Source organism: Erythrobacter oryzae (assembly GCF_030271515.1).
In the GTDB taxonomy this organism is placed as follows: domain Bacteria; phylum Pseudomonadota; class Alphaproteobacteria; order Sphingomonadales; family Sphingomonadaceae; genus Erythrobacter; species Erythrobacter oryzae.
The window spans coordinates 831,118-852,888 of record NZ_JASCXI010000002.1; the positions used below are offsets into that span (position 1 = coordinate 831,118).

Annotated in this window: 22 protein-coding genes and 1 pseudogene; 13 read left to right on the forward strand and 10 right to left on the reverse strand. The window is 68.7% G+C overall.

The window, feature by feature from the left end; genetic code table 11:
* Positions 1-86 precede the first annotated feature (86 nt).
* Entirely contained in the window at positions 87-776 is a 690-nt protein-coding gene (locus PFX90_RS08610; protein ID WP_285711999.1) for a Crp/Fnr family transcriptional regulator, read from the reverse strand.
* On the reverse strand, positions 773-1,276 hold the full coding sequence (locus tag PFX90_RS08615) for a hypothetical protein (RefSeq protein WP_285712000.1): 504 nt from the start codon (positions 1,274-1,276) through the stop codon (positions 773-775). The genes PFX90_RS08610 and PFX90_RS08615 overlap by 4 nt, the downstream gene beginning before the upstream one ends.
* A 236-nt stretch (positions 1,277-1,512) precedes the next feature.
* Here PFX90_RS08615 and rplU point away from each other — a divergent pair.
* The 4 genes and pseudogenes from rplU to PFX90_RS08635 all read left to right on the forward strand — a co-directional run.
* Positions 1,513-1,890 (forward strand): annotated as a pseudogene (rplU, locus tag PFX90_RS08620) (50S ribosomal protein L21); the annotation flags it as partial.
* Positions 1,891-1,907: 17 nt separating this feature from the next.
* The gene (gene rpmA, locus PFX90_RS08625) at positions 1,908-2,177 is read left to right on the forward strand and encodes a 50S ribosomal protein L27 (protein ID WP_086734450.1); all 270 of its coding nucleotides are present in this window, start codon (positions 1,908-1,910) and stop codon (positions 2,175-2,177) included.
* Between the two features lie 215 nt (positions 2,178-2,392).
* Entirely contained in the window at positions 2,393-2,929 is a 537-nt protein-coding gene (locus PFX90_RS08630) for a GNAT family N-acetyltransferase (protein ID WP_285712001.1), read from the forward strand.
* Between the two features lie 71 nt (positions 2,930-3,000).
* On the forward strand, positions 3,001-3,597 hold the full coding sequence (locus PFX90_RS08635) for a TetR/AcrR family transcriptional regulator (RefSeq protein ID WP_285712002.1): 597 nt from the start codon (positions 3,001-3,003) through the stop codon (positions 3,595-3,597).
* On the opposite strand, the gene ygfZ is transcribed toward PFX90_RS08635, so the two are convergent.
* Positions 3,594-4,328 carry a CAF17-like 4Fe-4S cluster assembly/insertion protein YgfZ gene (gene ygfZ / locus PFX90_RS08640; protein WP_285712003.1) on the reverse strand — a complete coding sequence of 245 codons (735 nt, stop codon included), beginning with the start codon at positions 4,326-4,328 and terminating at the stop codon, positions 3,594-3,596. The genes PFX90_RS08635 and ygfZ overlap by 4 nt on opposite strands.
* A 38-nt stretch (positions 4,329-4,366) precedes the next feature.
* Between ygfZ and pyrC the strand changes: the two genes are divergently transcribed.
* Positions 4,367-5,404, forward strand: a complete 1,038-nt coding sequence (gene pyrC, locus PFX90_RS08645) for a dihydroorotase (RefSeq protein WP_285712004.1) — start codon at positions 4,367-4,369, stop codon at positions 5,402-5,404.
* On the opposite strand, the gene rarD is transcribed toward pyrC, so the two are convergent.
* Positions 5,396-6,313: an EamA family transporter RarD gene (gene rarD / locus PFX90_RS08650; RefSeq protein ID WP_285712005.1), complete on the reverse strand. Its 918-nt coding sequence runs from the start codon at positions 6,311-6,313 to the stop codon at positions 5,396-5,398. The two genes, pyrC and rarD, sit on opposite strands and share 9 nt — an antisense overlap.
* Positions 6,314-6,581: 268 nt before the next feature.
* Between rarD and PFX90_RS08655 the strand changes: the two genes are divergently transcribed.
* A complete protein-coding gene (locus tag PFX90_RS08655; RefSeq protein WP_285712006.1) occupies positions 6,582-7,301 on the forward strand; it encodes a hypothetical protein in 720 nt (239 codons plus the stop codon).
* A 140-nt stretch (positions 7,302-7,441) separates the two neighbouring features.
* On the opposite strand, the gene astD is transcribed toward PFX90_RS08655, so the two are convergent.
* Both astD and PFX90_RS08665 read right to left on the reverse strand, forming a co-directional pair.
* Entirely contained in the window at positions 7,442-8,854 is a 1,413-nt protein-coding gene (gene astD, locus PFX90_RS08660; protein ID WP_285712007.1) for a succinylglutamate-semialdehyde dehydrogenase, read from the reverse strand.
* Positions 8,855-8,939: 85 nt separating this feature from the next.
* The gene (locus PFX90_RS08665; protein ID WP_285712008.1) at positions 8,940-10,337 is read right to left on the reverse strand and encodes a protein adenylyltransferase SelO family protein; all 1,398 of its coding nucleotides are present in this window, start codon (positions 10,335-10,337) and stop codon (positions 8,940-8,942) included.
* A 74-nt stretch (positions 10,338-10,411) separates the two neighbouring features.
* Here PFX90_RS08665 and PFX90_RS08670 point away from each other — a divergent pair, with 74 nt between their 5' ends.
* The 5 genes from PFX90_RS08670 (at position 10,412) to PFX90_RS08690 (ending at position 16,223) form a co-directional block, all read left to right on the forward strand.
* Positions 10,412-11,278, forward strand: a complete 867-nt coding sequence (locus PFX90_RS08670; protein ID WP_285712009.1) for an alpha/beta fold hydrolase — start codon at positions 10,412-10,414, stop codon at positions 11,276-11,278.
* Positions 11,275-12,417: a glycosyltransferase gene (locus tag PFX90_RS08675; protein ID WP_285712010.1), complete on the forward strand. Its 1,143-nt coding sequence runs from the start codon at positions 11,275-11,277 to the stop codon at positions 12,415-12,417. Before PFX90_RS08670 ends, PFX90_RS08675 begins: the two co-directional genes overlap by 4 nt.
* A 171-nt stretch (positions 12,418-12,588) precedes the next feature.
* The gene (locus tag PFX90_RS08680) at positions 12,589-13,386 is read left to right on the forward strand and encodes a tetratricopeptide repeat protein (RefSeq protein ID WP_285712011.1); all 798 of its coding nucleotides are present in this window, start codon (positions 12,589-12,591) and stop codon (positions 13,384-13,386) included.
* A 24-nt stretch (positions 13,387-13,410) separates the two neighbouring features.
* The gene (locus tag PFX90_RS08685; RefSeq protein WP_285712012.1) at positions 13,411-14,760 is read left to right on the forward strand and encodes a PQQ-like beta-propeller repeat protein; all 1,350 of its coding nucleotides are present in this window, start codon (positions 13,411-13,413) and stop codon (positions 14,758-14,760) included.
* A 59-nt stretch (positions 14,761-14,819) separates the two neighbouring features.
* Entirely contained in the window at positions 14,820-16,223 is a 1,404-nt protein-coding gene (locus tag PFX90_RS08690) for a methyltransferase family protein (protein WP_285712013.1), read from the forward strand.
* Positions 16,224-16,225: 2 nt separating this feature from the next.
* On the opposite strand, the gene PFX90_RS08695 is transcribed toward PFX90_RS08690, so the two are convergent.
* The 4 genes from PFX90_RS08695 to PFX90_RS08710 all read right to left on the reverse strand — a co-directional run bounded on the left by PFX90_RS08695 (position 16,226) and on the right by PFX90_RS08710 (position 20,126).
* Positions 16,226-16,528, reverse strand: coding sequence for a putative quinol monooxygenase (locus PFX90_RS08695; protein WP_285712014.1), 303 nt, complete (start codon positions 16,526-16,528; stop codon positions 16,226-16,228).
* A 23-nt stretch (positions 16,529-16,551) separates the two neighbouring features.
* Positions 16,552-17,856 carry a CHAT domain-containing protein gene (locus PFX90_RS08700; protein ID WP_285712015.1) on the reverse strand — a complete coding sequence of 435 codons (1,305 nt, stop codon included), beginning with the start codon at positions 17,854-17,856 and terminating at the stop codon, positions 16,552-16,554.
* Positions 17,857-17,877: 21 nt separating this feature from the next.
* The gene (locus tag PFX90_RS08705) at positions 17,878-19,248 is read right to left on the reverse strand and encodes a glutamate--cysteine ligase (protein WP_285712016.1); all 1,371 of its coding nucleotides are present in this window, start codon (positions 19,246-19,248) and stop codon (positions 17,878-17,880) included.
* A 134-nt stretch (positions 19,249-19,382) separates the two neighbouring features.
* On the reverse strand, positions 19,383-20,126 hold the full coding sequence (locus PFX90_RS08710) for a 16S rRNA (uracil(1498)-N(3))-methyltransferase (RefSeq protein ID WP_285712017.1): 744 nt from the start codon (positions 20,124-20,126) through the stop codon (positions 19,383-19,385).
* 39 nt (positions 20,127-20,165) lie between these two features.
* On the opposite strand from PFX90_RS08710, the gene ubiA reads away from it, so the two are divergent.
* Positions 20,166-21,068: a 4-hydroxybenzoate octaprenyltransferase gene (gene ubiA, locus PFX90_RS08715; RefSeq protein ID WP_285712018.1), complete on the forward strand. Its 903-nt coding sequence runs from the start codon at positions 20,166-20,168 to the stop codon at positions 21,066-21,068.
* Positions 21,069-21,071: 3 nt separating this feature from the next.
* The gene (locus PFX90_RS08720; RefSeq protein ID WP_285712019.1) at positions 21,072-21,713 is read left to right on the forward strand and encodes an SOS response-associated peptidase; all 642 of its coding nucleotides are present in this window, start codon (positions 21,072-21,074) and stop codon (positions 21,711-21,713) included.
* Positions 21,714-21,771: the final 58 nt, after the last annotated feature.

The window sequence follows — 21,771 nt, forward strand, 5'->3', positions numbered from 1 at the left end:
GCCGGGGCATTTTCGCTTCCGGCAGAGGCGCGTGGAAGGTTGCCCGGCAAAGCTGCGTCGCCTTCTCGGCGACTCAGGGAAAATCCCTACCGCCCCGAAATATCCTGCAACATCCCCGCATCGAGCAGCGCGATGCCGCGCTTCCCCTCGCGGCGGATCGCGCCCATGTCCTCCAGTTCGCCGAGCTTGCGGCTGACGGTCTCGATCGTCAGGCCGAGCATGTTGGCGATCTCGCCGCGGGTCAGCGGTAGCTCGAAATGCGAGGCGAGGTGGCACGAGCTCTCGCTCGCCGCGCCCGCGAAATCGTGGAGCAGCGCCGCGAGCCGCGCCTCGGCGCTGGCGTGGCCGGTGAGTTCGAGGAGGTTGCGCGTCGCCAGCAGGTCCGCCTGGCTGCGGCGCAGCAGCGCGCGGGCAAGGGCGGGATAATCCTCGATCGCGCGTTCGATGTCGGCGCGGGCGAAGGTGCACAGGCGGCTCTCGGTCAGCGCCACCACGTCGTGATGCGCGAAAGGCGCGAACAGCTCGCCGATGAAGCCCGCCGGGTGGACGAGCGCGAGGATCTGCTCGTTGCCGTCTACATCGATCGCCGAGACCTTCAATGCGCCGGTCAGCAGTGTTGCGCAGGCCGCTTCCTCGTCGCCCGCGGCGAACAGCATCTCGCCGCGCTTCAGCGTGCGGGTGCGGCCCGCGGCGGCCATCGCGTCGCGTTCCTCGGGGGTGAGCACCGCGCAGGCCGCGGTCTCCTTCACCGGGCAGGTGGCGCAGGCGAGGTTCATGATTCCACCACTCCCCACAAACGCGCGATGGTCTCGTCCTCGCGGGCGAGGGTCGCGGCGACTTCGCTTTGCGCGGCGGCCAGCGCCGGATCGGGGCTGAGCGCATTCGCGGCCTCGGCGGCAAGGCTGTCGAGCGCCGCGAGCGCGGCGGCAGTCTTCCCGCGAAGGGTGTCGAGTTCGGCGAGCACGGTCAGCGCTGCTGCGTAGGAGCCGCTCTCGGCGGACTGGCCGGCGGCCGCACGGGCCAGCGCGTCCGCTTCGCGCGAGCGGGCGGCAAAGGCGCTGTCGGCGCTCGCGGCTGCCGCGCGCAGTTCGGCGAGGCGGGCCGGATCGGTCGCGGGGCGAATCGGGGCGGGCGGCGGTGCCGGGCTGGCGGGGGCCACGCCGCTCTCGAACGGGCGCATCGCGAGCGAGGGGTAGTCGCCCTTGCTCCCCGCGCAGGCTGGCAGACCCGCAGCCAGCAGAATGATAATGGCGGTTTTTGTCAGATGTGCGCGCATAAAGATCCCATGTCCTGTTACCATGACACTTCGCGCTGGCAAAGTGTCCTGACGCGTCGGTTCATCCGACTTTTTGGTGACGGGGGCGGCGCGAGGGGCGTTGACTTGGGCCCGCCTTTCCCCTAACGGCACGCCTTCTTTACGGGGCTGCATCTGCGCAGGCCCCGCATTGCCGTTCGGTTTTTGTGGCGTGAGTCGCTCGGCCGGACACCGCACAGACAAGAGAGTTTAGAGCCATGTTCGCTGTAGTGCGCACGGGCGGCAAGCAATATCGGGTTGCCGCCGGAGACAAGATTGCCGTTGAAAAGCTCGCGGGCGAAGCCGGCGACACGATCACGCTGGGCGATGTCCTGCTGGCCGGTGAAGGCGAGACCCTCGCCGATGCCAAGGCAGTGACTGTTTCGGCCGAGATCATCGCCCAGGCCAAGAGCGAGAAGGTGGTCGTCTTCAAGAAGCGCCGCCGCCACAACTATCGCCGCAAGAACGGCCACCGCCAGCAGATGACCCTGCTGCGCATCACCGCCGTGGGTGCGGGCGAAGCCGCCAAGCCGGCCAAGAAGGCCGCTGCCAAGAAGACCAAGACCGAAGCCGCCGAAGCGGCTCCCTCGGCCGAATAAGGAGCGACTGAACCATGGCACACAAGAAAGCAGGCGGTTCGTCGCGCAACGGTCGTGATTCGGCCGGTCGTCGCCTTGGCGTGAAGAAGTTCGGCGGTCAGGAAGTGATCGGCGGCAACATTATCATCCGTCAGCGCGGCACCAAGGTGTACCCGGGCGTGAACGTGGGCATGGGCAAGGACCACACCCTCTACTCGCTTACCGACGGCGTCGTCCGCTTCCACGCGGGCAAGCTCGGCCGAAAGTACGTCTCGGTCGACGCCATGGCCGAAGCGGCCGAATAAGCGGACGATTCGCTGAAGGGATCGTCCGCAAGGATGGTCCCGGAGGGTGCAAGACCCTCCAGATGAGGGAGACAGGACCGTCCTCGAAAGCGAGGGGGTCCGTCTCCCTTTTTCGTTCTCCCTCGAAAAACCGCGGAATTCAAAAGTTTCGCGGCCACGAAATTGTCATGCGTCAGCCCTAGGGGCGGACGCGGGGCGAGGTAGGGAGAACTCTCGTGTTCCATCGCAGCGAAAGACTGTTCCTGAGGCCCGCTTTCCCCGAGGATTGCGGCGCAATTCTCGCAGGCATCGGCGAGGAAAGCATCGTCAAGAACCTCGCCCGCGCGCCGTGGCCCTATACGCTGGATGATGCGAAGAGCTTTGCCGCGATGCCGCAGGACATGCGCCTTCCGCACTTCCTCGTGACGCTGCCCGGCGTGGGCGTGATCGGCTCGGCCGGGATGGGCGAGCATGAGGGCGAGCCCGAGATTGGCTACTGGATCGCGCGCGACCATTGGGGCCGCGGCTATGCCACCGAAGCGGCGGGCGCGGTGCTGAAGATCGCGCGCACGCTCGGGCACCGGCGGGTGGTCGCGGGGCACTTCGCCGACAATCCGGCATCGGGCAAGGTTCTGAGGAAGCTTGGTTTCGTTCCCACAGGGCGGCCGGGTCAGCGGTTCAGCGCCGGGCGCGGGTGCGCGGTCGAATCGGTCGAGTATGCCCTCGATCTGGAGGCCGACATGGACCCCGCGCCATTCGCCCGCGCTGCCTGAGCGGTACCGCGGGGGACGCGGCGGGCGCGCGGCTTGTTCGCACCTGCAAAATCCCCTAGGGCTGCGGGCATATGGTCGCCAGAAAGAGACTGACTCCCGAGGAATCGCGCAGCACCGCGCTCGAAGCCGCGCGCGCGCTGCTGATCGAGACGGGGCCGCAATCGGTTACGCTCAAGGCAGTCTCGGCGCGCATCGGGCGCACCCATGCGAACCTGCTGCACCACTTCGGCTCGGCTTCCGGGCTTCAGCGCGCGCTCGCCGAGCATCTCGCGCGCACGGTGTGCGAGACGATCCTTCAGGCGGTGCACGCCAGCCGCGCCGGGCTGGGCTCGGCGCGCGAGGTGGTCGACCTCGCTTTCGACGCCTTCGACCGCGAGGGCGCGGGCGCGCTCACCAGCTGGATGCTGCTGACGGGGAACGAGGACGCGCTCGACCCGATCATCTCGGTGATCCACGATCTGCTCGACGAACTCGCGCCGACCGAGACGCCCGAGCATATCGCCGAGCGGCGGCTCCACCGCGATACGCTGTCGCTGGTGCTGATGGCGCTGGGCGATGCACTGATCGGCGGGCCGCTGGCGAAGTCGCTCGAACTGCCGCGCGATGCGGCGCGCGAGCGGGCGACGGCGATGCTCGAAGCGAGCTTCGCCGAGCACCAGACGGCTTAGGCGTCGCTGCCGACCACCCCGGCGCGCTGCCATGCGGGCAGGGCGGCGGGATCGAGATTTTCCACCCGCAAGTGATCGACCGCGAGACCGAGATTGTCGTAGGCAGCCACCCGCCGCGCCTCGTCCGAGGTGGCCAGTGGCACCACCACCAGCCGGCGGTTGACCTTCTGCCGCCAATTCATCCGCGCGGTGTTCTCCTGCCCGACATAACAACCCTTGGTGAAGCTGACGCCATTGAGCTCCACCGCATTGGTTTCGAGCCACAGGATATCGCCCATCTCCGCGCGCCCCTCGGGCACGCCGAGCGCGAGGCGGTGGGCGAGCCACGCGGCGTCGGCACTCTCGCCCTCCGGGGCTGCGAGCCAGCGGTGGCCGAGTTCGGGGAGGCGGGGGTCGGAGGGGCCCCCTCGCTGCGCTTCGGGGGCCCAGTGGACGGCCAGCGCTTCATCGCGGGCGATCGCGATCTTGCGGCGCAGGCGGTACATCGACAGGCGCTTCGCCAGCTCGTCCGCATGCACGGCCTCGCAATCGAGCAGCAGGTCGGCCCCGTCGCCCCACACCAGAAAGTCGAACAGGTGCTTGCCTTGCGCGGAAAGCAGCGCGGCGTAGCAGGGGAGCGGGCCGGTCACGTCGTTGGTGACGAGGCCTTGCAGGAAGGCGGCGACATCCTCGGCCTCGTCGAGCGGCGAGAGGCGGATGATCGCGCGGGTGGTCAGCAGGGTTGCACTCATGGGTGACAGATAGGCATGGCCGCCGCTAAGGGGAAGCCATGAGCGACCGCCTGACCATCCGCCGCCCCGACGACTGGCACCTCCATTTCCGCGATGGCGACATCATGCGCGAGGTGGTGCCCTATACCGCGCGCCAGTTCGCCCGGGCGATCGTGATGCCCAATCTCACTCCGCCGGTGACGACCACAGCGCTCGCGGCGGCCTATCGCGACCGTATCCGCGCGGCGGTGCCCGAGGGTGTCAGCTTCGAGCCGCTGATGACCTGCTACCTCACCGACACCACCGACGCCGACGATCTGGCGCGGGGTGCTGCTGAGGGCGTCTTCACCGCAGCCAAGATGTATCCCGCCAACGCCACCACCAACTCGGCGGCGGGCGTGACCAATGTCGAGAACCTCTATCCCGTCCTCGCGCGGATGGAGGCCGAGGATATCGTGCTGTGCATCCACGGCGAGGTGACGGATCACAGCGTCGACGTGTTCGACCGCGAGAAAGAGTTTATCGAGCGGCACTTGCGCGCGATTGTTGCGAACTTCCCGAAGCTGCGGGTGGTGTTCGAGCACATCACCACCAGCGACGCGGTGGACTTCGTGATGGAGGCCGGGCCGCAGGTCGCCGCCACGATCACACCGCAGCATTTGCACATCAACCGCAACGCGATGCTGGTGGGCGGGATCCAGCCGCACAATTACTGCCTGCCGGTCGCCAAGCGCGAGAGCCACCGGCTGGCGCTGCGCAAGGCGGCGACGGGGGGGAGCCCGAAGTTCTTCCTCGGCACCGATTCGGCCCCGCATCTGAAGAAGGCCAAGGAGACCGCCTGCGGCTGCGCGGGGATTTTCGGCGCGCCCTATGCGCTCGAGAGCTACCTCACGGTGTTCGACGAGGAGGGCGCGCTCGATCACTTCGAGGGTTTTGCCTCGCTCCACGGCCCGGCTTTCTACAAGCTGCCGGTCAATCAGGAGGCGGTGACGCTGGAGCGTGCCGAGGTGGCGGTGCCTGCCTGTCTGCACGTGACGGGCGAGGAGATCGTGCCGTGGCACGGCGGGCAGTCCTTGGGCTGGAAGTTCCTAGGCTGAGGCCGCGCGCCGCTTGGCGAGCAGGTCCCACACGAACACCCCCACCGCCACCCAGATCAGCACGAAGCTCGCCAGCTTGGCGGGCGCGAGCGGCTGGTGGAACACGAACAGGCCGAGAAAGAACACGATCGTCGGCGAGAGATACTGGATGAAACCGAGCGTCGAATAGTCCATCCGCCGCGCGGCCAGCGCGAACAGCAGCAACGGCACAGCGGTGACCACGCCCGAGAAGATGATCAGCGCGCTCATCCACAGGTCCTGCCCGAAGGCCGAGCCTTGCGGGCTCAGCGCATACCACCCCGCGATCCCCGCCGCGATCGGCAGCAGGATCGCGCTCTCGATGGTGAGGCCGGGCAGCGAGCCCACGGCAACCTGTTTGCGAACAAGGCCATAGACGCCGAAGCTGAAACCGAGGCTGAGGCTGATCCACAGGCTCGTCAGCGTCTCGGCACCGGTCGCCAGCAGCGCCACGGCGAGCGCGGCGATGGCGACTGCGAGCCACTGGCGGCGGCTCAGCCTCTCGCCCAGCACCAGCGTGCCGAGCAGCACGTTGAGGAGCGGGTTGAGGTAATAGCCGATGCTGGTCGCATAGACCTCGCCGTTCATGATCGCCCAGATGTAGACGAACCAGTTGATCCCGATCAGCACGCTGCTCGCCAGCAGGGCAAGGAGGCTCTTCGGGCTCTTCAGCGCATCCAGCAATTCGGGGAACTGGCGGCGCCAGGCGATGATCAGCAGGCACAGTGGCAAGGTCCAGATGATCCGCCAGCCGACGAATTCGAAGGCGGGGACGCTCTTCACCAGCACCAGATAGAGCGGCAGGAAGCCCCAGATCAGATAGGCCCCGAGCGCGGGCGCGAGACCCGAAGCCATGGGGGCCGAGGCCGGGGAAGAGGGTTCGGTGGACATGCTCACGCGGCGTTAGGGGCGGGGCGGGGCTTAGGCAAGCGGGGCGCCTCGCTGAACGGCGGCTTTCACGCGCAGGGGCGATTCGTTCAGACTGACGTCGTTATAGATGAACGAAATCACCCTTGCGGACGCTCCCACCAAGCGGCCGCCGGCACGCGGGGCACCTTTGCCCTCCGCGTGGAAAGCGCCTCCGGGGCCTCGTGCTCCGGGGGCGTTTTCATGGGGCGGGTGAGGGCCAAATTAACCATCCGCATGGCATGGCCGGGTGATGCGCCGCGCTGTCATCCCTTTGGGGCTCCTGCCTCTTCTTGCTGCCTGCGGGCAGGGCGGGGACGCGGCTGCCGGGAGCGAGGGGCTGATCGCCACTGATCCGGTGATCGCCCGCGCGCTCCATGATCCGCTGATGAGCGACCCCGATCTTGCCAGCCGCAACGAGGCAGCCTCGGCGATCGGCTTTGCCGACAGCGCCGCGCTGCCGGTGTTCGCCGGATCGAGCGAGGCGGCTGCCGCCGCGCGCGAGGCGATGCGGATCGAGTTATTGGAAAGCGGCCCGCTGCCTGATCTGCCCGCCGCCAGCAAGGCTTCCGGGCCTGCGGTGCTTGGGCCGATGTCGGGCGCGCAAGAGCTGCTCGCCGCGGTCGGTGCGCCGGGAACCTGCGCTGCGGGACTGAAGGAGGACTTCGCGCTTGCCGCCAAGCTGCCGCCTGCCGCCGCGATCCCGCCGCGCGCGATGGTGGTGCAGGCAGGCGCGAGCGCGGCCAAGGGCTGCGGCCTTACGATCATCCGCTATCTCACCCCCGCCGCGAGCGAGGACGTGCTGCAATACCACCACGTGAGTGCCGCGCGGGCGGGGCTCGAACCCGTCCGGCACGCTGCGCCCGGCGACAGCATCGTGGGCCAAGGCAAGGGCACGGAGCGGCTGGTGGTCAGCCTCAGGAAAGCCGCCAATGGCCTCACCGGCGTGACGCTGGTCTACCGGAAGAATTAGGTTGTATCGACATTCAGATGATGGGGTGCCGAAAATGGTGCGTTTTCAGAACCCGGAGCGCAGCGGCCTGATGGGCCGTGAGCACCGGAAGTCTAGAAACGGGCCATTTGCAGGCCCTCAGCGCTGAATGTCGATACAACCTAGGGCCTGATCCCCACCATTATGCCCGCGCGCGGCTGGTCGACCTCGGTGCTGGCGACCGGGTAGGCGCTGTTGTCGGCGGCGTAATAGGCGGCGGGGCGGTGGTTGCCGGATAGGCCGATCCCGCCGAAGGGCGCCTTCGACGAGGCCCCGTTGGTCGGCGCGTTCCAGTTGATGATCCCGGCGCGGATATTGGCCCAGAAGCGCCCGTAATCCTCGGGGCTGCCACCGATCAGCGAGGCCGAGAGGCCGAAGCGGGTGTTGTTCGCCTCGGTGATCGCGGTGTCGAGATCGGGGACGCGGATCACTTGCAGGAGCGGGCCGAACAGCTCGATATCGGGGCGCTCGGGGACGTCGGTCACGTCGATGATGCCGGGGCTGAGGAACGGCAGGTCGGGCACCGAGCGGCGCATGTGCAGCAGCGCGCGGCCGCCGCCCGTCACCAGCGCGACGAAGCTTTCCATCAGCCGCTCGGCAGTGGTGTTGTCGATCACCGGGCCCATGAAGGGCTGCGGCTCGCCCAGCGGATCGCCGACCATCAGCCGGCGCGCGAGCGGCACGAGTTCGGCCATCAGCGCGTCGTAGACACTCTCGACCACGATCAGCCGCCGCGCTGCGGTGCAACGCTGGCCGGCGGTGGCAAAGGCGCTCTGGACGATGATCGCGGCGGCGTCTGAAAGCTTGGGAGTTTGGGTGACGACGATCGGATTGTTGCCGCCCAGCTCGAGCGCGACGAGCTTGCCGGGATTGGCGGCGAGCTTGCGGTTGATGGCGATCCCGGCATTGGCCGATCCGGTGAACAGCACGCCGTCGGTTCCCGGGTGGGCGACCAGCGCCTTGCCCTGCTCGGGCCCGCCGATGACGCACTGGATCACGTCCGCGGGCACGCCTGCGGCATGGAAGGCGGCGACCAGCGCTTCGCCGACGGCAGGGGTCTTTTCCGAAGGCTTGAACACCACTGCATTGCCCGCGATCAGGGCGGGGATGATGTGGCCGCAGGGCAGGTGCGCGGGGAAGTTGAAGGGCCCCAGCACCGCCATCACCCCGTGCGGCTTGTGGCGCACCGCGGCGCTCGAGTGGGCGCCGGAATCGAACTTCTTCTTGCCGGTGCGCTCGGCATAGGACTGGACCGAAATGTCGACCTTGGCGACCACCGCGTCGATTTCATTGCGCGCTTCCCACCGGGGCTTGCCCGCCTCGCGCGCGATCAGGTCGGCGAAGGTGTCGGCATCGCGGCGCATGGCGTTGGAGAAAGCCCGCAGCAGCGCAATCCGCTCGGTCAGCGCGCGCGCGGCCCACGGCGCCCAGGCGCGGCGCGCGGCCGAGACCGCCGCGTCGACGTCGGACACGGGGCCGCGCCACAATTCCTCGCCGCTGGCCGGCTCGTGCGAAATGAGGATATTGTCGGTCACGCTTGCGTTGCTTGCCTGCTCTGTCCTGCTCCCGCGGATGCGCGCCTGTATAGCGGGAGCGTCTGAAAAGATAGGGGTGAGCCCGCTAAGGATGTCCCGCAGGTTCGGGGGCGGGACCGTGCGCCTCGCCCATGCGGCGCAGAGCGGCCACCTTGGCGTGGAGCGGGGCCCAGTCGTCGCGCTGGTCGATCGCGGCCCAGATCGCCTCGACCTCCTCGATCAGCATCGATTGCGGCGCTGCGCCCGACCAGTAGGGGTGGTCGCCTTCGACGGGGCGATAGCCGCTGAAGGCCTCGGGCAAGGCGCGCCCGCCGCGATGGGCGAAGAAGAAGGCATCGGGCTGCACGGCCCCGGCACGCATCTGCGCCTCGCACCCGGCGACGAGCTGGGTGTCCTCCTCCACCCCCTGCGACTGCACCCCCAGCCGCCAGCACCAGCGCCGCGCGACCGCCGCCATGTAGAGCGGCCCGAAGCGATCCAGGGCGGCGACCAGCGGGGCGGTCTCGGCGTGGAGCCTCAGCGCGACCGCCAGCTGCCCGCAATTCCAGTGCAGCGCCTCGGGCTGGCGGCCGAAGGCGTAGAGCCCGCCGTGGTCGAAATAGGCTGCGGTGAAGCCCGGCTCCCACGCAGGCAGCCAGCGCCACGGGCCGTAGTCGAAGCTCTCGCCGGTGATGTTCATGTTGTCGGTGTTGAGCACCCCGTGGACGAAGCCTGCCACCATGTAGCTGGCGGCGAGATCGGCCATGCGTTCGGTGACGGCGTGCATCAGCCGGATCGCGGGGTTGTCGCGATCGGGCGCATCGGCGGGCGGGGGCGGGGCGGGGAAGTGCCGGAGGCAATAGGCGATGAGCTGCTCCATCGCGTCCGCGTCTTCCAGCGCCAGCAGCCGCTGGAAGGTGCCGATGCGGATGTGCGAGTGGCTGAGGCGGACGAGCACCGCCGAACGGGTGGGGCTGGGTTCATCGCCGCGATAGAGGCTCTCGCCGGTCTCGATCACGCTGAAGGTTTTGGAGGTGTTGACGCCCAGCGCTTCGAGCATCTCGGTGGCGAGAATCTCGCGCACCGCCCCTTTCAGGGTCAGCCGCCCGTCGCCGCTGCGGCTCCACGGGGTGGTGCCCGATCCCTTGGTGCCGAGGTCCATCAACCTGCCATCGGCGCCCCGCATCTGCGCGAACAGGAAACCCCGCCCGTCGCCGATCTCGGGGTTGTAGACCCGGAATTGGTGCCCGTGATAGCGTAGCGCGTGCGGCTGGGGGAGGTTGCCCGCGAGCGCCTGGAAGCGCCCGAAATGCGCCAGCCACGCCTCGTCCGAAAGCCCCGCGAGCCCGACACTCGCCGCCGCGCGATCATTGCGCCAGCGCAGCCGGGTCTCGGGAAAGTCCGCCGCCGCGACTGGATCCCCCAGCCAATCCGCCAGCGACAGGATGACGGGATCGGGTCGATAGGTGCCGGATGCATCCGGGTGTTGCAGTCCCTCGCTCATCCCGCGATAGTGGGGGCAAGCAGGCCCCCGCGCAAGCGCTGCGGGCCTTTGGACGAAGGGAATACCGCGCGCTCATGGCTGCCGCATACGAAGACCGCTACTGGACCAGCAGCGATGGCCTCACCCTGCATTACCGCAACTATCCGGGGCCCGAGGCCACCGCGAAGCTGCCGGTGCTGTGCATGCACGGCCTCACCCGCAACGCCCGCGACTTCGGCGCGCTGGCCGAGGCGCTGTGCACCACCCGCCGCGTGATCGTCACCGAGATGCGCGGGCGGGGGATGAGCGACTATGCCAAGGATTCTGACACCTACTCGCCGCTGACCTATGTGGGCGATGTGGAAAAGCTGCTCGCCGAACAGGGGATCGAGCGCTTCGCCGTGGTCGGCACCTCGATGGGCGGGCTGATGACCATGCTGATGGCCGCCGCCAAGCCGGGGCGGATGAGCGCGGTGGTGATGAACGACATCGGCCCCGAGGTGGAAGCCGCAGGCCTCGCGCGCATTTCGGGCTATGTCGGGCAGGGTCGCTCCTACCCCACCTGGGTCCACGCCGCGCGCGGCCTCGCCGAGGCGCATGGCGCGGCCTTTCCGGGCTATGATCTCGACCAGTGGCTCGAAATGGCCAAGCGCACGATGGTCGTCAGTCAGAACGGGCGGATCGTGTTCGATTACGACATGGCGATCGCCGAGCCTTTCGCCAAACCCGGCAACGCCGCGCCGCCCAATTTGTGGCTCGCCTTCGAGGCGCTCACGGGCGTGCCGATGCTGCTGGTGCGCGGGGGGCTGTCGGACCTCCTCACCGCCGACACGGTCAAGCAGATGGGCGCGCGCAACCCGAAGATGACCACCGTCACCGTCCCCGATGTCGGCCACGCGCCGACGCTCGACGAGCCCGAGGCGCGCGCGGCGATCCTCGCGCTGCTGGACGCGGCGGAGTGAGCGAGGGGCCTGCGGGGCCCGCTCCCCGCATCCTGCACCAGCATTCCACCTTCGCCGCGGGCGGCAAGGAGGTGCGCGCCGTGCGGCTGATGAACGCCTGGGGAGCGCGGGCTCACCACACCATCGTCTCCGCCGAACCGCAGGCGATGGCCGCTGCCGCGCTGGTCGATGCGGGGGTGGCGGCGCATTACCCGCAGGATTTCCCCTCGCTGAAGGGCACGCCCGGCCCCGCACGGCTTGCACGGCTTGCGCGGGCGATGCAGGGCTTCGACCTCGTGTGCACCTACAACTGGGGCGCGATGGATGCGGTGATGGCGCACCGGGTCTATGGCGGGGTGTGGAACCTCCCCCCGCTGGTCCACCACGAGGACGGCTTCAACGAGGACGAGGCCGAGAGCCTCAGCCGCAAGCGCAACCTCTACCGCCGCGCCGCATTGCGCCGGGCGGCCGCGCTGATCGTGCCCTCGACCGGGCTCGAGACGATTGCCCGCGACGTCTGGCGCCAGCCGGACGAGCGCCTCCTCAGGATCCCCAACGGCATCGACACCGCCGCCTTCGCCGCCCCGCCCGATCCCGCCGCGCTGCCGATCCGCAAGGGCGAAGGCGAGTTCTGGGTCGGCACGCTGGCGGGCCTGCGCGCGGTCAAGCGCCTGCCCGATCTGGTCGCGGCCTTCGCGCCGCTGCCGCCCGAATGGCACCTCGTGATCTGCGGCGAGGGGCCCGAGCGCCCCGCGATCCTCGCCGCGGCCGAAGCGCACGGGATCGCCGCGCGGGTGCACCTCCCCGGCAATGTCGATCCCGCCCGCGTGGTCGGCCTGTTCGACATCTTCGCGCTGTCCTCGGCTTCCGAGCAGTTCCCGCTCTCGGTGGTCGAGGCGATGGCGGCGGGCGTGCCCGTGGCGGCAACCGATGTGGGCGATATCCGCGCAATCCTGACCGAACAGGGCGGCGTGCTGCTCGCGCCTCCGGGCAATGTCGGGGCACTGTCGGGCGCGCTGCTGGTGCTGGCGGGCAATCCCGATCTGCGGGCCGCTCTCGGCGCAGCCAACGCCGCCCGCGCGCGCGAGCATTTCGACTTCGCGGTGATGCAGGCGGCCTACGAGAACGCCTATGCCCGCGCGCTGGGGCGGGCCTTCTGACACCTGCTTACCCTCGCAGATTGCTTCATCTCCGGTTCAACCCGCGTCCAGCATCTCCCCGCCCGAGTGGCCGGTGCCATTGCGCGGGGCGCTTCACCTGCCTAAAGAGCGCCCTCGCGTTCCTGAGACAGCAGCGGCGCGGATCACTTCACGAGGACACCAAGGCCCACCATGGCGCGCATTCCGACCACCTCTCCCGACACCCCCGCCCCCTCGCGCGAGGACGAGGTGCTGATCCGCGAAATCGACGAGGCGGTGCGCGAGGATGCGCTCTATGACTTCATGCGCAACCACGGGGTCAAGGTGCTCGGCGGTGTGCTGGCGCTGATCGCGGCGATGGGCGGCTACATGATCTGGCACCACTTTTCCGAGCAGGCGCTCGAGACGCAGTCGGAGACGGTGATCTCCGCGCTCGACCTTGCGGAGAAGAACGACCTCAAGAGCGCTTCGGAGAAGGTCGCAGGCCTGCTCGGGGACGACAGCTCGCCCGGCGCGCGCGCGGCGGCGCGGTTCATCCAGGCGGCAGCCGCGCTCGAAGCGGGCGACAAGGCCAAGGCGAGCGGGCTCTACAAGCAGATCGCCGCCGACGCCACCACGCCGCCGGCGCTGAAGGACCTCGCCCGCGTGCGCGAGGTCAGCATCAATTACGACACCATGAAGCCCGCCGCCGTGATCGCGCAGCTCAAGGACCTCGCGACGCCCGGCAACCCTTTCTTCGGCTCGGCCGGAGAGCTGGTCGCGATGGCGCATCTCGAAGCGGGCAACCGCGCCGAGGCGGGCAAGCTGTTCTCCGAGATCTCGAAGGATGAAGACCTGCCCGAAAGCCTGCGTAGCCGCGCGCGACAGATGGCCGGGCTGATGGGCGTCGACGCGATCGTCGACGTGAAGAAGCTGCTCAAGGACCAGGGGGTCACGTCCGACGAGCAAGGCGCCAGCGCGGCGGCACCGGCTACGCCGCCTGCACAATGATCGAGGGATGGGAACGGATTGGCGATGACACATAACAAGATCCTGCGCGCCGCGCTGCTTGCGGGCGTGCTGGCGGCGGGCCTGACGGGCTGCAAGGGCGGATTGTTCGGCGGCGGCAAGGACAAGACCACGCCGACCGTGGGCAACCGCGTGCCGATCCTCTCGCGCATCGAGCGCGGGGCCGAAGTCGATCCCGCGCTCGCCGGGATCAGCGTCGTCCTGCCGCCGCAGCGCAACAACACCGAATGGGCCCAGGCGGGCGGTGCGGCGAGCAAGTCCTACGGCCACCTTGCCCTCGCCGAGAACCCGACCAAGGTGTGGAGCGCGAAGATCGCCGGTTCCAGCAACCGCGAACGCCTCGCCGCCGCGCCCGTGGTGGGCGGGGGCAAGCTCTTCGTCGAGGGCACTGACGGCGTGATCACCGCCTTCGACAAGAACACCGGCGCCAAGCTGTGGACGCTCGAGAACGACGAGAGCATGACCAAGGACATGCGCCCCTCGGCCTTCGGCGGCGGGGTCAGCTACGAGGCCGGCAAGCTCTACGCCACCAACGGCGTGGGCGAGGTCCGCGCGATCAATGCCGAGACCGGCGAGACGCTGTGGAAGGTCAAGCCCGCAGGGCCCCTGCGCGGTTCGCCCACCATTGCCTTCGGCGAATTGTTCGTGATGACGCAGGACAACCAGCTGATCTCGCTCAGCACCTCGGACGGATCGCTGATCTGGGACGAGAGCGGGTCGAACACCCAGTCGGGCGTGTTCGGCGTCGCCGCGCCCGCGGCCGGGCAGGGCACGATCGTCGCGGGCTATTCGAGCGGCGAGCTCACCGCCTACCGCTACGAGAACGGCCGCGTGCTGTGGTCGGACGCGCTGGCGCGCACCAATATCTCGACCACGGTCGGATCGGTCACCGATATCGACGCCGATCCGATCATCGATTCGGGCCGCGTCTATGCGCTGGGGCAGGGCGGGCGCATGGCGGCCTATGAACTGGTCAGCGGCCAGCGCATCTGGGAGCTGAACCTCGCCGGCATCTCCACCCCTGCCATCGCGGGCGAGTGGATCTTCACCCTCACCGACGATGCGCGCCTGCTTGCCATCGCCCGCTCGTCGGGCCGGGTGCGCTGGATCTCACAGCTGCGGGCCTACAAGGACGAGGAGGACAAGGAAGGCGCGATCTTCTGGACCGGCCCCGTCCTCGCGGGCGGCCAGTTGTGGGTCGCGAGCTCGCGCGGGGAGCTGTGGAAGGTCAGCGCGGGCGAGGGTTCGTCCTCGCTCTTCGCCGATATCGGCGCGCCCGTGAGCCTTGCCCCGGTGGTGGCCGACGGGATGCTCTACCTGCTCGACGACAACGGCACGATTCACGCCTGGAAGTAGGCGCTCTGCCCCGGGGCTTTGCGGGGCTGTTAACCCTTTGCGTGTAAGCGCGTGAGGGTATGACTGCGCCCGCATCCCCCGTGCCGCCTGCGCCCCCGCGCAGCGATGTCTCGACCGGCGTCGGGCTGGCGGGGCTGGCGGGCCTTGCGGTGTGGATCGCGTTCTGCCGCTCCTATCCCCAGATCGCGGAGAGCCTCGACCTCGGCGGCGGGCTTTCGGGCGCTCGCGGCGTGCTGTCCGGGCCCTATGCCGCGCTCACCGCGATGCTGTTCACCGCGCTGCCGATGGCCCTGTGGTCGGTGCTGGTCGACAAGGTGCACCTCAGGCCCTCCACGGGCATCGACTGGAGCCTCAAGCGCCCCCTGCATGAGGTCATGCCGGTCGCGGTGATCAAGCTGGTCGGCCTGTGGTCGACCTGGGCACTGCTCGCCGCCTTCTATGCGCTGGGGCGCTGGTACTGGAGCGGCAATTACCTCTTCTCGATGGAGGTCCTGAGCTTTGCCATCTTCCCGCTGGTGGTGCTCTCGGTGCCCTATGTCATCTGGCTCGACCGCCATCTGGTGGAGCCCCGCGACGGCTGCTTCCACTTCGGCGCCTTCGTCGCGGGCGGAGGGGTCGCGGGGCGCGACCAGTGGGACGGTGCGGCGATCGCGAAGCATTGGCGCGCCTGGGCGATCAAGGGCTTCTTCGGGGCCTTCATGATCTCGATCCTCCCCCCCGGCTTTGCGCAGGTGGTGGAGGCGAACCCGGCTGCGCTGCTGGCGAACCCGGTCGATTTCATCATGCTGCTGGTGACGCTGCTGTTCCTCGTCGACGTGCAGATCGGCACCGTCGGCTATCTGCTGACGCTGCGCCCGCTCGATTCGCACATCCGTTCGGGCAATCCGTTTCTGGCGGGCTGGCTCGCTGCGCTCTTGTGCTACCCGCCCTTCGTGTGGGGCATCATCGGGCCCGACAACCAGATCCTGAGCTACGAATATGCGACGCCGGGCTGGGCGCACTGGTTCGCTGGGAACACCGCCCTGCTGTGGGCGTGGGGGGCGCTGCTGGTGTTCCTCACCGGCGTCTACGCCTGGGCGACGGTGGTGTTCGGCATCCGCTTTTCCAACCTCACCTATCGCGGCGTGCTGACCAACGGTCCCTACCGCTTCACCCGCCACCCGGCCTATCTCTCCAAAAACCTGTTCTGGTGGGCGAGCGTCCTGCCCTTCATGGTCAACGGCAATGGCTGGCTCGAGCCCCTGCGCAACTGCATCTTCCTGCTCGCGGTCAACGCCATCTACTACTGGCGCGCGAAGACCGAGGAGGCGCACCTTCTCGCCGAGGACCCCAAATACGCCGAGTATCACGCGTGGATGGAGCGGCACGGCCTCGTCACCGCACCGCTCGCGAGGCTGAAGCGCCGCCTGCTGGGGACGGGGGAAGCGCGCCGCGAAGACCCGCAGGCCTTTCCGGCGGAGTAAGCTTACATCACCGGCGAACCATCGTCGGTCGGGAACTTCAGCGCCTCGATCACCTTGAAATCGAGCCCTGCAATCGCCGCGCCGAAGGCCGCCATATGCGGCGTGGCGAAATGCGCCGCGAGCGCCGCTTCGTCCTGCCACTTCTCGACGATGTGGATGATGCCGGGCTGGAGCATGTCCTGCGTGAAGGTGTATTCGATGCAGCCTTCCTCGGCATTGGAGGCGGCGACCATGTCGGCAATCGCGGCCTTCGCGGCTTCCATCGCTCCTTCGCCCACCTGTGCCTTGGCCAAAACGATCAGCATGTCTCTCTCCCTTTGTGGTTGGGTCAGCGCGGGGTGCCGAACAGCGTGAAGGCGGCCCACAGCGCGGGTTCGGGGTATTTCTTGCGCGCGTCCAGCATCGCAAGGCGCAGCGCCTCGGCGGGCATGTGCTGCATCGCGGCGAGCTGGAAGCGGTCCATCAGATAGAGCGTCGCCTCGTCGCTGACGCTCCACAGGCTCATCACCACCCGCGGCGCGCCCGCTTTCTGGAAGGCGCGGGCCAAGCCGATGACGCCCGCGTCATGATTGTAGCCGAGCCCGCTCTGGCAGGCGCTCAGCACCACCAGATCGGCGCGCAGACGCATCCGCTGGACCTCGCCTGCGGTGAGGAAGGCCTCCTCGCGGGTGGGCCCTGCGAGCATCAGGTAGCCCCCTGCGAGCGGATCGCGCGGGTCGGAAACGCCGTGCGCGGCAAAGTAGAGCATCCGCGCCGAGCGCATCCGCTCCATCACCGCCGCCTTGGTCGCCGCCTCGCCCAGCAGCGGCTCGGCCGAGACCCGCTCGGCGAGCATCTGCGCCTCGCGCGCGGCACCGGGCAGCGGCGGCACGCGCCAGTCGGGGGTGGTCGGCACACGCGGATCGCCCACCACCAGCAGCGAGAGATACTCGTCGAGCCCCGCCCAGGGCCGGATCATCTGGTCGAGATCGAACAGCCCGGCCGAAACGGTGATGCTCATCCGGTCGATCAGCATCTCGTCATCGGTGAGGGGGAACGCGGCAAAGGGCGTCGAGGCGATCACGCCGTTCGCCACGATCACCAGGTGGCGCACATCGCGCAGCGCGGTGCGGATCGTCGGCGGCAGCAGGATGTCGGCAATCGGGGTCTGGCCCGAGGCCTTGCTCGAGGTGACGACGAGCGGGGGCGGGGGCGCGCCCTCGCCGATCCACTGCGGCGCGCGCGAACGGGCGAGGCCGTCGACGTCGAGGTCGAGGCGGTAGTAGTTGGCCGCAAGCCGCAGGCCTGCCGGGGTGATCGCCGTTTCGTGGAAGGCGGTGAGGCCGGTGCGGTCGATCAGGTAGATCGCGAGGCGGTCGTCGTGGTGCGCATAGAACAGCACCGCCGCGCCTTCGGGATAGCCCGGGCTGCCGTCGTCGCGCTGCATCGCGAGGAAGGCGCGCACATCCTCGAGCGTCGCCCGCTCCATCCGTGGCGGCGCGACCCCGCGCTTGGAATAGAGATCGCCCAGATCGCGCACGTGCAGCGCGGCATCGGCGGCAAAGCGGGCGGCGAGATCGGGCTGGTTCTGCGCGGCCAGCGGGGCTGGGCCGCTCGCGAGCAGCAGCATGATGAGCGCGAGCAGCCTGACCATGTCCCCCCCCTTTGGCCGTCCCTAGAAGGACTGTTCGTAGACCCGCGTAATATCCCCGTTCCACTCGCCATGATAGGCATCGAGCAGCCGCTGTGCCGGAACCTTGCCGCTGGCGACGATCTCGTCGAGCGTTTCGAGATAGCCCGTCTCGTTGTCGCCGGCCGCATTGAGCCGCGCGCGGGCCTTCAGGCCGGCGTGGGCGATCTTGAGCACTTCGCGAGCAAGGTCCTGCAAGGTGCCGCCATCGGGTGACTTCGTGGCGAGGGCGAGGCGGGGGACTTCGTTCCTGAGGCGCTCGCGCTCCTCCATCGACCAGTGCTTGACCAGGTCCCATGCCGCATCGAGCGCGCTTTGATCGTAGAGCAGCCCGACCCAGAAGGCGGGCAGCGCACAGATGCGGCTCCACGGGCCGCCGTCGGCGCCGCGCATTTCGAGGAAGGACTTGAGGCGCACCTCGGGGAAGGCGGTCGAGAGGTGGTCCCACCAGTCGCTCTGCGTTGGGCGTTCGCCGGGGAGCACAGAGAGCTTGCCGTCGAGGAAGTCGCGGAACGAGAGGCCCGCCGCGTCGATGTATTTCCCGTCGCGGAAGACGAAATACATCGGGACGTCGAGCATATACTTCGCCCAGCGCTCGTAACCGAAGCCGTCCTCGAAGACGAAGGGCAGCATCCCCGTGCGCGCCGGATCGGTGTCCGACCAGATGTGCGAACGGTAGGAGAGGAACCCGTTGGGCTTGCCTTCGGTAAAGGGCGAATTGGCGAAGAGCGCAGTCGCGAGCGGTTGCAGGGCGAGGCTGGTGCGGAACTTCTTCACCATATCGGCCTCGGACTGGTAGTCCAGGTTAACCTGAATGGTACAGGTGCGCAGCATCATGTCGAGGCCCATGGAGCCCACGCGCGGCATGTGCCGCAGCATGATGTCGTAGCGCCCCTTGGGCATGATCGGCAGCGCTTCGCGGGTCTTGTCAGGCCACATGCCGAGGCCGAGGTAGCCGACGCCGCACTTCTCGCCGATCTCCTTGACCTGCGCGAGGTGCCGCCCGGTCTCGGCGCAGGTCTGGTGCAGGTTCTCGAGCGGCGCGCCCGAAAGCTCCAGCTGGCCCGCAGGCTCGAGACTGATCGCGCCGTCCTCGCCCTTGAGGGCGATGACGTTGCCGCCTTCCTCGACCGGGCTCCAGCCGAATTTTTCCATGCCTTTCAACAGGTCGCGAATGCCGCAGGGCTCGTCATAGGACGGCGCGCGGTGGTCGGCGGTCTTGAACACCAGCTTCTCGTGTTCGGTGCCGATGCGCCAGTCTGCGGGGGGCTTCTCGCCCTTGATCATCGGCAGAACAAGCTGGTCGAGGCTTTCGATCACCGGATCGTCGGCAGTGGAAGCTTCGCGTGTGCTCATGGCAGTTTCGGGCCCTCTCTGGCCGGTTGCTTTATAAAACTGAATTGCCCCTGTGAAGGCGAATGTGAAGGCAAATTCGCCTTTGCGCATGGCAAGCCGGTTTGTCTTGCAAAATCCGCCGAGGGGCTCGGCTGTCACCAGTCTCCGGCAATGCCCATCCATAGGGAAAGCGCGGCGATGGCGGCGGTCTCGCCCCTGAGGATGCGCGGGCCCAGCGTGATGGCGCGCGTGGCGGGGTGGGCGCGGATGGCGGCGCGCTCGGCCTCGTCGAAGCCGCCTTCGGGGCCGGTGAGGATGGCTGCGGGGCCTTGATGCGCGCGGAAGGCGGCGGCGGCGGGTTCGCCCCCGTTCTCGTCGGCGAAGAACAGGGCGCGGCTCTCGGGCCAATCGGCGAGCAGCGCGTCGAGCTTCACGGGTTCGGCCAATTGCGGCAGAGCGGTGCGGGCGCATTGCTCGGCGGCCTCGGTGGTGATCGCGCAGGCGCGTTCGAGGTTCAATTTGTCGGCGACGCAGCGCCGGGTGACGAGCGGCTGGATGCGGCCTGCGCCCAGTTCGGTCGCCTTCTCGAGGATCAGATCGAAGCGGTCCTTCTTGAGCAGCGCCGGGCACAGCCACAGATCGGGCACGGCCTCGCGCGGGCGGAGCATTTCGGCGACTTCGAGCAGCACGTCGCGCTTGCCCGCATCGACCACGCGCGCGGCCCATTCGCCGGTCACGTCGTCGCACAGGATCACGATATCGCCCGTGCCCACGCGCATCACGCGGGCGAGGTAATGCGCCGGATTGCCCTCGATCCGCACGGTCGCGCCCACCGCAAGGGTCTCGGCGACGAACAGGCGCGGGGCGCTTTTCGGGGGCCAGGCGGGGGTTGCGGGCATGGCTTGGCCCTAGGCGCGATGGCCGCTACAGCGCAAGCGATGAGCGAAACCATCGTCCCCGACAGCGAGCACCGCGGCATAGTCGCCAGCCTGCCACAGCTTCCGCGCGACCTTGCGCTGCTGGCGCGGTTCGATCGGCCGATCGGGTGGTGGCTGCTGTTCTGGCCCTGCGTCTTTGCAGTGTGGCTGGCAGGGGCGGGGCCACAATTCGCATTGCTCGGCTGGCTCTTGCTGGGGAGCATAGCGATGCGCGGGGCGGGGTGCGTCTATAACGACATCGTCGACGCCGATCTCGACCGGCAGGTGGCGCGCACCGCCTTGCGTCCGGTGGCGAGCGGGCGGGTGTCGAAAAGGCTCGCATGGGCGTGGCTCGTCAGCCTGTGCCTCGTCGGCCTCGTGGTGCTGCTGCAACTCCGGTGGCAGGCGCAACTGGTGGCACTCGGCAGCCTTGCGCTGGTCGCGGCCTATCCCTTCATGAAGCGCATCACCTGGTGGCCGCAGGCGTGGCTCGGGATGGTGTTCACCTGGGGGGCGCTTGTGGGGTGGACGCAGCTCAGGTGGGACAATTGGGACGCGCTCGCGGCGCTCTATGCCGGGTGCATCTGCTGGGTGATCGGCTACGACACGATCTATGCCCTGCAGGACCGCGAGGACGACGCGATGGTCGGCATCCGCTCCTCGGCGCTGGCGATGGGAGCGCGGGTGAGGACGGGGATCGCCGCCTTCTATGCCGCCGCGATCGGGTTGTGGGCGCTGGCCTTCTGGCTCTACCGCGCCGACCCGATTGCGCTCCTCGCGCTGCTGCCGGTGGCGGGGCATCTGGCGTGGCAGGTCGCAACGCTCGACGCCGACGATCCGATGAACCCGCTCGCCCGCTTCCGCTCCAACCGCTGGGCCGGCGCGCTGATGGCGGCGGCGTGCTACGTGGTCGGGAACGCCTGAGCGATGTGCAACCTCTACCGCATGACGAAGAACGCGAGCGAGGTCGCCGCGTGGTTCGATGCGGTGGAGGGAACGGGCGGGGCGAATTTCGCGGGCGAGGTCTATCCGGGCTATACCGGCCTCGTGGTGGCCGAAGGGGCGGTCCGGCCCATGACCTGGGGCTTCCCGCTGGTGCTCAAGGGCGCGAAGGGCCAGCCCTTGAAGCCCAAGCCGGTCAACAACGCCCGCACCGACAAGCTGGAGACCGGCTTCTGGCGCCACGCCTTCGCGCAGCGCCGCTGCCTCATCCCGCTCGAGGCCTGGGCCGAGGCCGAGGGGCCGAAGGGGCGCATGACCCGCACCTGGCTGTCGCTCCCCGACAGGACGCTCTTCGCGGTGGCGGGTGTGTGGCGGCCGTCCGAGGAATGGGGCGATTGCCACGCGATGGTGATGGTGGGCAGCGCGGGCAGCGAAGCCGCGGCCGTTCACGAGCGGATGCCGGTGCTGCTGGCCCCGGCCGATCAGGCCCGCTGGCTCACCGCCCCGCCGGCCGAGGCGCTGGCGCTGTGCCGCGCGTGGGAAGGGCCGCTTGCGATCACCCGCACCACCGAGCCCTGGGTGCAGCGCCGCACATCGCCCCCCGCGCCGGGAACGACGCTACTGTGAGGCCGCGCAGCGTGCGCGCGGGCAAAGTGTGTCATTTGATAATTTCGCACTATCCACC